The organism is Stenotrophomonas sp. ISL-67 (genome assembly GCF_018612915.1).
In the GTDB taxonomy this organism is placed as follows: domain Bacteria; phylum Pseudomonadota; class Gammaproteobacteria; order Xanthomonadales; family Xanthomonadaceae; genus Stenotrophomonas.
On record NZ_JAGGRL010000009.1, the window covers coordinates 237,785 to 251,150 of the forward strand.

The 13,366-nt window shown below is 65.4% G+C and carries 10 protein-coding genes and 1 pseudogene; 8 read left to right on the forward strand and 3 right to left on the reverse strand.

Annotation, left to right across the window (positions count from 1 at the left end; translation table 11 throughout):
- The first annotated feature begins 15 nt into the window (after nucleotides 1-15).
- The 6 genes and pseudogenes from murC (at nucleotide 16) to lpxC (ending at nucleotide 6,866) form a co-directional block, all read left to right on the forward strand.
- A complete protein-coding gene (murC, locus tag J7J08_RS11345; protein ID WP_214905347.1) occupies nucleotides 16-1,452 on the forward strand; it encodes a UDP-N-acetylmuramate--L-alanine ligase in 1,437 nt (478 codons plus the stop codon).
- A complete protein-coding gene (locus J7J08_RS11350) occupies nucleotides 1,449-2,411 on the forward strand; it encodes a D-alanine--D-alanine ligase (RefSeq protein WP_214905350.1) in 963 nt (320 codons plus the stop codon). The genes murC and J7J08_RS11350 overlap by 4 nt, the downstream gene beginning before the upstream one ends.
- Nucleotides 2,408-3,085: pseudogene (locus J7J08_RS11355) on the forward strand (cell division protein FtsQ/DivIB); the annotation flags it as partial. The gene J7J08_RS11350 and the pseudogene J7J08_RS11355, both read left to right, overlap by 4 nt.
- A 62-nt stretch (nucleotides 3,086-3,147) precedes the next feature.
- The gene (gene ftsA, locus J7J08_RS11360) at nucleotides 3,148-4,383 is read left to right on the forward strand and encodes a cell division protein FtsA (protein WP_068849240.1); all 1,236 of its coding nucleotides are present in this window, start codon (nucleotides 3,148-3,150) and stop codon (nucleotides 4,381-4,383) included.
- 171 nt (nucleotides 4,384-4,554) lie between these two features.
- Nucleotides 4,555-5,781, forward strand: coding sequence for a cell division protein FtsZ (gene ftsZ, locus J7J08_RS11365; RefSeq protein ID WP_214905356.1), 1,227 nt, complete (start codon nucleotides 4,555-4,557; stop codon nucleotides 5,779-5,781).
- A 173-nt stretch (nucleotides 5,782-5,954) separates the two neighbouring features.
- Nucleotides 5,955-6,866: a UDP-3-O-acyl-N-acetylglucosamine deacetylase gene (lpxC, locus tag J7J08_RS11370; RefSeq protein WP_214905359.1), complete on the forward strand. Its 912-nt coding sequence runs from the start codon at nucleotides 5,955-5,957 to the stop codon at nucleotides 6,864-6,866.
- A 312-nt stretch (nucleotides 6,867-7,178) separates the two neighbouring features.
- Here the strand turns inward: lpxC and J7J08_RS11375 are convergent, their stop codons facing one another.
- The gene (locus tag J7J08_RS11375; RefSeq protein WP_214905361.1) at nucleotides 7,179-7,619 is read right to left on the reverse strand and encodes a DUF721 domain-containing protein; all 441 of its coding nucleotides are present in this window, start codon (nucleotides 7,617-7,619) and stop codon (nucleotides 7,179-7,181) included.
- A 12-nt stretch (nucleotides 7,620-7,631) separates the two neighbouring features.
- On the opposite strand from J7J08_RS11375, the gene J7J08_RS11380 reads away from it, so the two are divergent.
- Both J7J08_RS11380 and secA read left to right on the forward strand, forming a co-directional pair.
- Nucleotides 7,632-8,582, forward strand: coding sequence for a M23 family metallopeptidase (locus tag J7J08_RS11380; protein WP_214905363.1), 951 nt, complete (start codon nucleotides 7,632-7,634; stop codon nucleotides 8,580-8,582).
- A gap of 164 nt (nucleotides 8,583-8,746) precedes the next feature.
- On the forward strand, nucleotides 8,747-11,479 hold the full coding sequence (secA, locus tag J7J08_RS11385; RefSeq protein ID WP_214905365.1) for a preprotein translocase subunit SecA: 2,733 nt from the start codon (nucleotides 8,747-8,749) through the stop codon (nucleotides 11,477-11,479).
- Between the two features lie 244 nt (nucleotides 11,480-11,723).
- On the opposite strand, the gene J7J08_RS11390 is transcribed toward secA, so the two are convergent.
- Complete coding sequence (locus tag J7J08_RS11390; protein WP_214905367.1) at nucleotides 11,724-12,020, reverse strand: hypothetical protein; 297 nt, start codon at nucleotides 12,018-12,020, stop codon at nucleotides 11,724-11,726.
- Nucleotides 12,021-12,050: 30 nt separating this feature from the next.
- Nucleotides 12,051-13,319, reverse strand: coding sequence for an MASE1 domain-containing protein (locus J7J08_RS11395; RefSeq protein ID WP_214905369.1), 1,269 nt, complete (start codon nucleotides 13,317-13,319; stop codon nucleotides 12,051-12,053).
- Nucleotides 13,320-13,366: the final 47 nt, after the last annotated feature.

Genomic DNA, 13,366 nt, shown 5'->3' on the forward strand with positions numbered 1-13,366 from the left:
TACGCGAGGCCGCGCATGATCCGCCGCCTGCACGACACCCATGACCTGGTGCGCGCCTTCCCGCGCGTGCACTTCGTCGGCATCGGTGGCACCGGCATGAGCGGCATCGCCGAAGTGATGCTGACCCTGGGCTATGAAGTGTCCGGCTCGGACAACGCCGACAACGCCGCCACCCGCCGCCTGGCCGGGCTGGGCGCACGCGTGATGCGCGGCCATTCGGCTGCCAACGTGCTCGGCACCGACTGCGTGGTGGTCTCCAGCGCGATCCGCGACGACAACCCGGAGCTGATGGAAGCGCGCAGCCAGCGCATTCCGATCATGCCGCGGGCGGCCATGCTGGCCGAGTTGATGCGGTTCCGTCGCGGCATCGCCGTCGCCGGCACCCATGGCAAGACCACCACCACCAGCCTGACCGCGGCGGTGCTGAGCGAAGGCGGGCTGGACCCGACCTTCGTGATCGGTGGCCAGCTGCTCGCCGCCGGCGCCAATGCCAAGCTGGGCAGCGGCCAGTGGCTGGTGGCCGAAGCCGATGAAAGCGATGGAAGCTTCCTGCGCCTGAACCCGCTGGTGTCGGTCATCACCAACATCGACGCGGACCACCTGGAGAACTACGGCAACGATTTCTCCCGCGTGCAGGCTGCCTTCGCCGAATTCCTGCAGCGCCTGCCGTTCTATGGGCTGGCGGTGCTGTGCATCGACGACCCCGAAGTGGCCGCGCTGGCCGCGCAGACGCCGCGCCATGTCATGAGCTATGGCATGAGCAGCCATGCGGACGTGCGCGCCGAAGACGTGGTCCAGGACGGCCCGCGCATGCGCTTCACCCTGCGCCTGCCCGAAGGCAGCAGCTACCCGGTGACCCTGGCCCTGCCGGGTGCGCACAACGTGCTCAATGCGTTGGCCGCCGCTGCGGTGGGCTGGCAGCTGGGCGTGGCCCCGGATGCCATCGCCCGTGCGCTGGAAAGCTTTGCCGGCATCGGCCGCCGCTTCAACGACCTGGGCATCGTCACCACCCGCACCGGTGCCAAAGTGCGCGTGATCGACGACTACGGCCACCACCCGCGCGAACTGGCCGCCGTGTTCGCCGCCGCCCGCGGCGGCTGGCCGTCGCAGCGCCTGGTGGTGGCCTTCCAGCCGCACCGCTACAGCCGAACCCGCGACCAGTTCGACGCGTTCGCCGCGGTGCTGTCCGAAGTAGACGCGCTGGTGCTGAGCGAGGTCTACCCGGCCGGTGAAGCGCCTATTCCCGGTGCCGATTCGCGTTCGCTGGCCCGCGCCATCCGCGCGCGTGGCCGCAGCGAACCGGTCGTGGTCGGCCAGGCGTCGGAGCTGCAGCACGTGCTGCCCGATGTACTGCAGGACGGCGACCTGCTGCTGATGATGGGCGCGGGCGACATCGGCCACGTCGCCCATCTGGTGGCCACCGATGGCTTCAGCGAGGTGCCTGCGGCATGAGCACGCTGACCTTCCCGCCGCTGCGCACCACTGACCCGGCCGTGTTCGGCCGCGTTGCCGTGCTGCTGGGCGGTACCTCCAGCGAACGCGAGGTGTCGCTGGATTCCGGCCGCAACGTGATCGAGGCACTGCGCGCGCGTGGCGTCAACGCGACCGCCGTGGACGGCATCCCGGCCCTGGCCCTGGCGCTGGTGGAAAAGCGTTTCGACCGCGTCTTCAACATCCTGCACGGCCACAACGGTGGCGGTGAGGACGGCATCGTGCAGGGGCTGATGGAAGCCTTCGGCGTGCCGTACACCGGCTCGGACGTACTCGGTTCGGCGCTGGGCATGGACAAGATCCGCACCAAGCAGGTGTGGCTGTCGCTGGGCCTGCCCACCCCGCAGTACAGGAAGGTGGACAGCACCACTGTGCATGCGCTGGCGGCCGAGCTGGGCCTGCCGGTGGTGGTCAAGCCGGCCAACGAAGGCTCCAGTGTCGGCATCAGCCGGGTCACCGACGAGGCCGGCCTGGATGAGGCGGTCGCACTGGCGGCGCGCTACGACGGCCAGCTGCTGATGGAGCAGATGGTGGTCGGCGACGAACTGACTGTGGGCATCCTGGGCGACCAGGCGCTGCCGTCGATCCGCATCGTGCCCAAGGGCCAGTGGTACGACTACAACGCCAAGTACATCGCCGAGGACACCCAGTACCTGTGCCCGGGCCTTGAAGGCGACGACGAAGCGGAGATCCGCCGCATTGCGCTGGCCGCGTTCCGTGCCGCCGGCTGCCGTGGCTGGGGCCGGGTGGACGTGATGCGCGACCGCAACAGCGGCGCGTTCTACCTGCTGGAAGTGAACACCGCACCGGGCATGACCAGCCATTCGCTGGTGCCCAAGGCGGCCGGCCAGGCGGGCATCGGCTTTGAAGAACTGGTCTGGCGGGTGCTGGAACAGACCCTGGAGCACCCCCACGCATGAACGCCGTGCTGCGCATCTTCGTCTGGTTGCTGGCCCTGTCGCTGGTAGCGCTGCCCGTGGTGGCGGTGCTCAACGGCTGGGTCGGTGCCGAACGCTGGCCGTTGGCCAAGCTGCGCGTGCACGGTGAGTTCAAGCGGGTGCCGGCCGAGCAGCTGCAGCAGGTGGTGCTGCCGTATGCGCAGTCCGGCTTCTTCGCGGTGAAGCTGCAGGATGCCCAGGACGCCATCGAAAAGCTGCCGTGGGTGGAAAGCGCGCAGGTGCGCAAGCAGTGGCCGGACGTGCTGGAAATCACCCTGGTCGAGCACCAACCCTTCGCGCGCTGGGGCAAGGACCGGTTGCTGTCCGAGCAGGGCAAGCTGTTCGCCACCCCGCAGAAGCTGCAGGACCTGGCGCTGCCGGACCTGGAAGGTCCGGACACCCAGACCGGGGAAGTGGTGGCGCTGTACAACGATGCGCGCGCGCTGTTCGCACCGGCCGGGGTGGATGTCACCCGGGTCCGCATGGACGCGCGTGGCAGCTGGTCGCTGCAGTTGAGCAACGGCACCGAAGTGGTGGTCGGCCGCGATGACGCACGCTCGCGCCTGCAGCGCTTCGTGCGCGTGCTGCCGCAGCTGGCCAACCAGCAGGCGCCGATCGAACGCGCCGACCTCCGATATACCAATGGTTTCACGCTGAGCTGGGGTACCCCGGCCGCGGCAGCGCCGGCCAACGTGGCGCACAGGACGCAGGACAGGACATGAATCGCAAGGGTGACAAATCGCTGATCGTCGGGCTGGATATCGGCACCTCCAAGGTGGTGGCGCTGGTCGGCGAGTATTCGCCGGGAAACCCCATCGAGGTGATCGGCATCGGCTCGCATGAGTCGCGCGGACTCAAGCGCGGCGTCGTGGTGGACATCGAATCGACCGTGCAGTCGATCCAGCGCGCGGTCGAAGAGGCCGAGCTGATGGCCGGCTGCGAGATCCGCTCGGTGTATGCCTCCATTTCCGGCAACCACGTGCAGTGCAAGAACTCGCCGGGGATCGTGCCGATCCGCGACGGCGAGGTGACCTGGGGCGACCTCGACCGGGTGCTCGACGCGGCCAAGGCGGTGGCGATCCCGGCCGACCAGAAGATCCTGCACGCCATCCCGCGCGAGTACGTGCTGGACGATTCGCAGGAAGGCATCCGCAACCCGGTCGGCATGACCGGCGTGCGCCTGGAGGTGCACGCGCACCTGGTGGTGTGCGCGCAGTCGGCCGCGGCCAACATCAGCAAGTGCGTGCAGCGCTGTGGCCTGCAGGTGGATGACCTGGTGCTGTCTTCGCTGGCCTCCAGCGTGGCGGTGCTGACCGCCGACGAGCGTGAGCTGGGCGTGGTGCTGGTCGACATGGGCGCCGGTACCACCGACCTGGCCGTGTTCGTGCAGGGCGCGATCTGCCACACCGCTTCGCTGCCGATCGCCGGCGACCACGTCACCAACGACATCGCGCACATGCTGCGCACGCCGACCCCGGAAGCAGAGCAGATCAAGGTGCGCTATGCGTGCGCCCTGGCCCAGCTGGCCACCGCCGAGGAAAGCATCCAGGTGCCCAGCGTCGGCGACCGGCCGCCGCGCCGGATGCCGCGCCACGCGCTGGCGCAGGCGGTGCAGGGCCGTTACGAGGAAATCTTCGAGATGGTGCAGGCCGAACTGCGCCGTTCCGGCTTCGAGGAACTGGTGCGTGCCGGCATGGTGCTCACCGGCGGCGCCTCGAAGATGGAAGGCGTGGTCGAACTGGCCGAGGAAATGCTGCAGATGCCGGTCCGCGTGGGCATTCCGCAGCACGTCACCGGGTTGGGCGAAGTGGTCGGCAACCCGGTGCACGCCACCGGCGTGGGCCTGCTGCTGATGGGCAGCCAGATCGAACACCCGCGCCGCCCGTCGCTGCCCACCGGGCGCGCAGGCAGCATGTTCAACAAATTGAAAACCTGGTTCCGGGGCGAGTTCTGACGCCCCCAAGGTAGAGCGAGGCCCTGCCTCGCTGCAGCACCAGCAACACCAGCAACACCAGCAACACAACGCAACACACAACCCACACAGCCGCAACGGCGGCATGCAGCGCGAAGGCAGGACGCCAACACGCCCATGCCACCCACAAGCGGATACAACGAGGACACGGACATGGCGCATTTCGAACTGATTGAGAAGATGGCACCCAATGCGGTGATCAAGGTGATCGGCGTGGGCGGCGGCGGCGGCAACGCCGTGGCGCACATGGTCAGCACCAGCGTGGACGGCGTGGAATTCATCACGGCCAACACCGATTCGCAGGCCATCAAGAATTGCGGTGCCAAGCTGCAGCTGCAGCTGGGTACCAACGTCACCAAGGGCCTGGGCGCAGGCGCGAACCCGGAAGTGGGCCGCCAGGCCGCGCTGGAAGACCGCGAGCGCATCATGGACGCGCTGCAGGGTGCGGACATGGTGTTCATCACCGCCGGCATGGGCGGTGGCACCGGTACCGGCGCTGCGCCGGTGGTGGCACAGCTGGCCAAGGAGATGGGCATCCTGACCGTCGCCGTGGTCACCAAGCCGTTCCCGTTCGAAGGCCGCCGCCGCATGCAGGTCGCGCTGAAGGGCATCGAGGAACTGAGCCAGCACTGCGATTCGCTGATCACCATCCCGAACGAAAAGCTGATCACCGTGCTGGGCCGCAACGCCACCATGATCCAGGCCTTCCGTGCCGCCAACGACGTCCTCCAGGGCGCCGTGCAGGGCATCGCCGACCTGATCGTGCGCCCGGGCCTGATCAACGTCGACTTCGCCGACGTGCGCACCGTCATGTCCGAAATGGGCCTGGCGATGATGGGTACCGGCACCGCCCGCGGTGATGACCGTGCCCAGGCCGCCGCCGAAGCCGCCATCCAGAACCCGCTGCTGGACGATGTGAACCTGGCCGGTGCAAACGGCATCCTGGTCAACATCACCGCCGGCGCCGACTTCACCATGGCCGAGTTCGACGAGATCGGCCGCACCATCGATGGCTTCGCCTCCGAGGACGCCACCGTGGTGGTCGGTACCGTGCTGGATCCGGACATGCAGGACGAGGTCCGCGTGACCGTGGTCGCCACCGGCCTGAACCGTGTCGCGGCCGCCAAGGGCCAGCGCCCGGGCGAACGCGCGCCGATCAAGCTGGTCCGCAACGCCACCACCGGCCAGCCGGAATTCGGCGATTTCGACAACGGCGGCGATGCCGTGTCCAAGGCCGTGGGTGGCATGGGCCTGGGCCTGCGTCGTCCGAGCGCCGACACCGTGGCCCCGTCCGCACCGTCGGCCTCGGGTCCGGCTGCGGCCGAACTGCCCAACGATTACCTGGACATCCCGGCGTTCCTGCGCCGCCAGGCGGACTGAGGATCGCCTGCCGGGGCCTTGTCCTCCCCGGTCTGCGCCTCCATGTCCCTTGCTGCCGGGCCAGGATAGGCCCGGCAGTCTGCCGCCTCCGGTTCAGAAAGGAGCGGTGGTAGTGCGTGTTATTCTTGTTTGTCACTGTCGCGCTGACTGCGCGCTTTCCCGGTCGGGCCCCCATGATTCCGCAACGCACCCTCAAGAACACGATCCGCGCCACCGGCGTTGGCCTGCACAGCGGTGACAAGGTCTACATGACCCTGCGCCCGGCACCGGTCAACCATGGCATCGTGTTCCGCCGCGTGGACCTGGACCCGGTGGTGGAAGTGCCCGCGCGTGCCGATCTGGTCACCGAAGTGACCCTGTGCACCGGGCTGACCTGCAACGACGCCAAGATCCAGACCGTCGAACACCTGATGTCGGCCCTGGCCGGCCTGGGTGTGGACAACATCATCGTGGAGCTGTCCTCGGCCGAGCTGCCGATCATGGACGGTTCCTCGGGCCCGTTCGTGTTCCTGCTGCAGTCGGCGGGCATCGCCGAACAGGACGCGCCCAAGCGCTTCATCCGCATTCTCAAGACCGTGGAAGTCACCGAAGGCGACAAGGTCGCCCGCTTCGAGCCCTATGAAGGCTACAAGCTCGGTTTCACCATCCAGTTCGACCACCCGATGATCCCGGCCAAGCAGTCGCGCGCCGAGATCGACTTCTCCACGGCCGCCTACACCAAGGAAATCTCCCGCGCGCGCACCTTCGGGTTCATGCGCGACCTGGAGTACATGCGCGAGCGCAACCTGGGCTTGGGCGGTTCGATGGACAACGCCATCGTGCTCGACGAATTCCGCGTGCTCAACGACGACGGCCTGCGTTACGCCGACGAGTTCGTGCGCCACAAGATCCTCGACGCAATCGGCGATCTGTACCTGGCCGGCGGCCAGGTGCTGGGCGCATACGAGGGCTTCAAGTCGGGCCACGCCCTTAATAACAAGCTGGTCCGCGCCCTGCTGGCCGACGCCACCGCGTGGGAGTGGGTGAGCTACGAAGCGCCTGCTGAAGCCGGTCCGGTGGTGTATGGGGTGCCGGCGTACGCGTGAGGCTCGTTGACACCGCGGGACACGCATGGCGTGTCGCTACGCGGTAAGTAATTGATTGGTAGTGGGAATTCGGCGCCTTTGGCGCCGTTTTTCGTTTTTGAAGTTAAATTTTTGTGACGTTGATGTCAGTGAACGGTGTACGCACTGCGTCACGGATTTGTGAACCCGATCCGGTTCCGAACTGAATTTAACGTCTTTTTAATAAAAGACTAACGACTGGATGGCCAAGCACGGCTACGATGGCCGCCGGCTCCCCACTCGATTCACGTGATCGTGACGACGGCGGGGAAGGGGCGGGATGCCCCGATGCCTTCAGGACGTGGAGGAATCCACATCCTTTAGACAAGCCAACGCGTCGCGTAGCCCTTTGTGCGTGGCGGCTGAAACTGCGTGGGGGCCATTCCTGTTGTCGATCGCTGGGGAGCGTGGGGGAGCGGCAGCCGCAGTTTTGACGGTCACCTTGGTGACCTTCAGCCCGATGGACCGGGCCGCGTCGATCAACTGAGCCTCGGCAAGCCGCACTTTGGCGTGCCAGACAGGGGATTCGACGAGAAAAACGAGGTGTTCGCCGTTCACATTCGCCAGCCGGCAACGGGTGGCCAGGGTGGGCGGCAAATGGGGGCGCAACTGACGGTCCAGCGCATCGAGCCACAGGGCACGACGCAGCGGATTGCCAGTTTTGTCACTCATGACTGCATCCAACGCCGGCTTCGGCGTTGACGCAGGACGGGCACTGGATTTCGGCTCAGACATGAAAACTCACTGATGGCATTCAAAAAGATCGTAATCAAAACGCGTGAAGGACAGGCCAAGACGCCGCTGGCGCGTTTGCGTTTCTACTTCGAGGACAGGCCCCGCGCCCTGCTGGGCAGCGTACTCGGGCTGGGCTGCCTGATCGGCTTCGGTGCCGGTCTGGGTGGCAGCATGTTCAACGATTCCCGGCTCCACGCCAAGGTCGCACAGCAGGAACGCGACCTGGCGCAGGCCCGCAAGGACGCCCAGACCCAGGTCAACGCCCTGGCTGCCCGCATGGGCGAGCTGCAGGCGCAGGCGACCCGTCTCAACGCGCTGGGCGAACGCCTGACCCAGATGGGCAAGCTGGAAGACGGCGAATTCGACTTCAACGAGACCCCCGGCCTCGGTGAAGGCGAGCCCGGGCCGACCCAGGACATCCCGGTCAGCGCGGTCAATGCCGACTTACAGGCGCTGGAGCAGCGATTCGCTGCTTCAGGCCGCCAGCTGTCGGTGATGGAATCGCTGCTGTTCGACCACCAGCTGCAGCAGAACGCGGTACCGGGTCGCATGCCGATCCGCAACACCTACATCACCTCCAACTTCGGTGGCCGCAACGACCCGTTCGGTCGCGGTCGCGGCAACCACAAGGGCATGGACTTCCACGCCCGGGTCGGCGACCCGGTCATGTCCGTGGCCGACGGTGTGGTCAGCTTCGCCGGTGTGAAGGGCGGCTACGGCAACGTGGTCGACGTGGACCATGGTAACGGCTACGTGACCCGCTATGCGCACAATTCACGCCTGGTGGTGAAGCCGGGTGACCTGGTGCGGGCGGGCCAGGAAGTGGCCAAGGCCGGTTCCACGGGCCGTTCCACCGGTGCCCACGTGCACTTCGAGGTCTGGGAACGCGGCCAGGTGGTCAACCCGCGCAAGTTCCTGGGCGATGGCGGCAACACCCCGGTCGGGCGGGTTTCCCGCGGCTGAGGGCGCCATCTGGCGGATCGAAGGCGCTTGAAACCAAGCGCCCTCGTCCCAAGCTACAATGGGTGTTGCCATAGACAGGGCGCGATGCGCCCTGTTTCGTTTGCGGCGGGCGGCTCCCGAGGGAGCGTCGCCGTTGGGGCGTCTCATTCCAACCGGTTCCTTCAATGATCAACAGCCTGCTTACCCGCGTCTTTGGCAGTCGTAACGAACGCCAGCTGCGCCAGCTCAACCGCATCGTCGCCAAGATCAATGCGCTGGAGCCGGACATCGAAAAGCTCTCCGACGAGCAGCTCAAGGCCAAGACCCCGGAGTTCAAGCAGCGCATCGCTGACGGTGAAGCCCTGGACAAGGTGCTTCCGGAAGCCTTCGCGGTCTGTCGTGAAGCCAGCCGCCGCGTGCTCGGCATGCGCCACTACGATGTCCAGCTGATCGGCGGCATGGTCCTGCACCTGGGCAAGATCGCCGAAATGCGCACCGGTGAAGGCAAGACCCTGGTGGCCACGCTGCCGGTGTACCTGAACGCGCTGGAAGGCAACGGTGTCCACGTGGTCACCGTGAACGACTACCTGGCCCGCCGCGACTCGGCGCAGATGGGCAAGCTGTACAACTGGCTGGGCATGAGCGTCGGCGTGGTCTACCCGGGCATGCCGCACAGCGACAAGCGCGAGGCCTACGCCAGCGACATCACCTACGGCACCAACAACGAATTCGGTTTCGACTACCTGCGCGACAACATGGCGCTGTCGCGGGCCGACCGTTACCAGCGTGGCCTGCACTACGCCATCGTCGACGAAGTCGACTCGATCCTGATCGACGAAGCGCGTACCCCGCTGATCATCTCCGGCCCGGCCGACGATTCCCCGGAGCTGTACATCCGCGTCAACCGCGTGGTGCCCAGCCTGATCCGCCAGGAAGCCGAAGAAGGCGAGGGCGATTTCTGGGTCGATGAGAAGGGCAAGCAGGTGCACCTGTCCGAAGCGGGCATGGAGCACGCCGAGCAGCTGCTGGTCGAGGCCGGCATCCTCAGCGCCGAAACCGAAGGCCTGTACGCGGCGCAGAACCTCACCGTGGTCCACCACCTCAATGCCGCCCTGCGCGCGCATGCCATCTACCAGCGCGATGTCGATTACATCGTGCGCGATGGCGAAGTGGTGATCGTGGACGAATTCACCGGCCGTACCCTGGCCGGCCGCCGCTGGTCCGATGGCCTGCACCAGGCGGTGGAAGCGAAGGAAGGCGTGCCGGTCCAGCGCGAGAACCAGACCCTGGCTAGCATCACCTTCCAGAACCTGTTCCGCATGTACAAGAAGCTGTCCGGCATGACCGGTACGGCCGACACCGAAGCCTACGAGTTCCAGAGCATCTACGGCCTGGAAGTGGTGGTGATCCCGACCAACCGCCCGACCATCCGCAAGGACTCGCCGGACCAGGTGTTCCTCAACCGCAACGGCAAGTTCAATGCGGTACTGGCCGACATCCAGGAGTGCAACACGCGCGGCCAGCCCGTGCTGGTCGGCACCACCTCGATCGAAACCTCGGAAATGCTGTCCGAGCACCTGCGCAAGGCCGGCGTTCACCACGAAGTGCTCAACGCCAAGCAGCATGACCGCGAAGCGACCATCATCGCCAACGCCGGCATGCCCGGCGCGGTGACCATCGCCACCAACATGGCCGGCCGTGGTACCGATATCGTGCTGGGCGGTTCGCACGAAGCGGAGCTGCACGAGCTGGGCGAAGATGCCAGCGCCGAGCAGCGCGCCCAGGTCAAGGCCGACTGGCAGGTCCGCCACGACCAGGTCAAGGCCGCCGGCGGCCTGCACATCGTGGGCACCGAACGCCACGAATCGCGCCGTATCGACAACCAGCTGCGTGGCCGTTCCGGCCGCCAGGGCGACCCGGGCTCGTCCCGCTTCTACCTGTCGCTCGAAGACAACCTGATGCGCATCTTCGCCTCGGACTGGGTCCAGAAGGCGATGCGCATGATGGGCATGAAGGAAGACGACGTCATCGAAGACCGCCTGGTCAGCCGCCAGATCGAAAAGGCGCAGCGCAAGGTGGAAGCGCACAACTTCGACATCCGCAAGAACCTGCTGGACTTCGACGACGTCAACAACGACCAGCGCAAGGTCATCTACGCCCAGCGCGACGAGCTGCTGGACGCCGAGTCGGTGAAGGAGAACGTCGACGGCATCCGTGGCGATGTGATCTACGACATCGTCGCCCGCTTCGTGCCGCCGAACTCGATCGACGAACAGTGGGACCTGCCGGGCCTGGAAGCCACGCTGGCCTCCGACCTGGGCGTGCAGATGGATGTCAGCGGCCTGCTCAAGGACCACGAAGAGCTCGACGCCGAAGCCATCGCCAACAAGGTGCAGGCCCGCGTGGACGAGCACTTCGAGCAGAAGGAAACCGGCGTCGGCGAAGAGACCATGCGCGCGCTGGAAAAGCACGTCATGCTCACCGTGCTGGACCAGAGCTGGAAGGAGCACCTGGCCCGCATGGATTACCTGCGCCAGGGCATCTACCTGCGCGGGTACGCGCAGAAGCAGCCCAAGCAGGAATACAAGAAGGAAGCCTTCGAGCTGTTCTCGGAAATGCTGGAGAACGTGAAGCGCGAAGTGGTGACCCTGCTGGCGCGCGTGCGGATCCGCAGCGAAGAAGAAGTGGCGGCGCTGGAGCTGGCCGAACGCCAGCAGGCCGAAGCGCGCCTGCTGCAGTCGCAGTTCCAGCACCAGACCGCCGGTGGCTACGGCGCCGACGAGGAAGCGGCGGAGGTGGAAGCCCAGCGCAACGGCGTGACCCAGGTCACCCGCGAAGAACCCAAGGTGGGCCGCAACGACCCGTGCCCCTGCGGCAGCGGCAAGAAGTACAAGCACTGCCACGGGCAGTTGAGCTGATAAAGAAAGAACCCCGCGAAAGCGGGGTTCTTTCTATCTGTCCAGCTCGGTGCCATGCCTGCCGCGCAGGCCGCATAGACCCCGGTGGAAGAGTAGATGCATTCGACGTGGTGAGCCAGGAACAGCAGCAACGCGGTCAGGCTCAGCAGTTGGACCAGCTATTCCAGATGAGCGCGAGCAGCAGGGAATCCAAGCGCGCGTTATTAGTAGCATGGGGTTGAACCTCGGGGTTCTCGCTTGTGCGCTATCGAACGGGCGAGAGCTCGGTGAAGTCGGTTGAGGTTCCCGGCGCGGTGCGTTGAGCGGCAGGCGCATCCACGAACAACATGCGGATGCGATTGCGGCGGCATTGTACGGTGCCGCCGTAGGCCAAGGGACGGCCTGAAAGTCGGGCGATTGCCAGTGCACGGGTTGTCTCCGACAGCCGATGATGCGGGTCCAGCACTGCAACCACTACCAGGATGCCTTCGCGATCTCCCACGCGGCCGCAACGAGCATTGACGCGCATCTGCCCGGACTCGTTCTGCAGCAGTAGGGACATCGCCTCGGTGAGCGTGCGGTACGTGGCGAGCTATAGCGGGACCGTCAGGCGGCACGGATCGCCGATCAGTCGTGGTTGGGCGACGCATCCAGTGTTGGACCAGGCTTCGCTGATTCCACCTGCCTGCAGCGCCAGGTACAGCCCCACATGTTCCAGCGCTGTCGGGTAGACCATGCTGGTCTGCTCGCGGAACTTGCGTGAGTACAGGCTTGCCGTACGGATAAGGTTGTTCGCGATGTCATGGTGGCCCTGCCGCTTCAGCCAGTCGGCCGTTTCACTAAGATAGATATCGATGCCATCGCCGATTCGGTTGATGTCCATGGCGCGCTGACGAAGATGTGTTTCCCCAGACAGGTTCGACGTTCTAGCCATGGCTACGGCCTGCCTTCGCTCGTAGTCGCGCCTTTTATAGCGTTCAAAGTAGTGGCTGATGGCGGAGCCAAGTGCAACCAATGAAATGGCTATCACGGCGAAGAACTGTTGTGTCTTGTACATGACAGGGTCGAACGAATAGGGAAGGCCGGTACTGGCTATCGAGAAGCCGATTGATGCACTCAGCAGCGGCAGACTGACGGCTGCCCCCCGCCAGCCGTGCAGGTGCGTCAACATGATGGCTGGAAGGACCATCAACAGGTGTAGCGTGGACGTAGCTGCAAGGTGCTTCGAAGAAACCTGTATGGAGCAGATTCCGAGAACAAGGATCAGTGACAGACAGGCAATTGTCGGAACAGGAAAGCGGTGACTCCATTCGGTGTGAGCGCTTCGCCGCATCCACAGCAGGGCCAAGGGCGCAATGGTCAGAATGCCGAGAAAGTCTCCAAGGGTCTGGCGTACTATTCTTGTCGATGGCGGAATGCTGGGAGACACAGGCCATAGCAGCTCTGCTGCGGCAACGCTGAGCAGGACAGCAGCTATGGCGGCCGCTGCAGCCAAGGAGAGCAACCATGCACTCGAAGTCCCTGTCAGCATGCTTCTATGAAGCCGAACGATTATCGCTACTGTCGGCATAACAAAGGCAGAGCCGATGATGGCCCAGGCCAAGCCGTATGTCTCAATCAACGGGTAGCGAATGTGTGCCAGGGATGCGTACTCCCCGAGAAAGAGATAAGGCCAGAGCCTGGGTGGGCACAGTAGCAGTGCGGTAACACGGACGCCGGCACCCAGGTAGAACTGATCAACCGATATCTGTCGCGCACCCCAGTAGGCCAGTGCATATAAAACGGCAATCAGCAGCCCATCTAGATAGATGCGCATGCCCAGCCGTACGTGAAGTCCGTTCCTCCACCAGTTCAACAGCACTTTCCGCCTCCTGTTCAGTGCATGACGGCATCAAAGGTGTGTTTTCT